1 protein-coding gene is annotated in these 358 nt (G+C 65.6%); it reads left to right on the top strand.

Going from position 1 to position 358, the window contains the following annotated elements; all coding sequences use genetic code 11:
* Positions 1–358: 2-oxo acid dehydrogenase subunit E2 (locus tag FY036_RS00045; RefSeq protein ID WP_201744658.1), on the top strand; the 358-nt coding region annotated here is incomplete at both ends.

The raw sequence follows: 358 nt of genomic DNA, 5'->3' as shown, positions 1-358 counted from the left end.
CGCAGGGCCGACGAAAAGACGCTGTCGGTCATCTCCAACGAGATGAAGGACCTTGCCGCCCGCGCGCGCAGCCGCAAGCTGAAGCCTGAAGAATACCAGGGCGGCACGACGGCGGTGTCGAACCTTGGCATGTTCGGGATCAAGGACTTCGCGGCCGTCATCAACCCGCCGCATGCGACCATCCTGGCGGTGGGCGCGGGCGAGCAGCGGGCGGTGGTGAAGGGCGGTCAGCTTGCCGTAGCGACGGTGATGTCGGTGACGCTGTCGACCGACCATCGCGCCGTCGACGGCGCACTCGGCGCCGAATTGCTCGCGGCGTTCAAAAAGACCGTCGAAAACCCGATGTCGATGCTGGTCT

Source organism: Neoaquamicrobium microcysteis (assembly GCF_008180155.1).
GTDB lineage: Bacteria > Pseudomonadota > Alphaproteobacteria > Rhizobiales > Rhizobiaceae > Aerobium > Aerobium microcysteis.
This window is presented reverse-complemented; position numbering and strand designations above follow the sequence as displayed.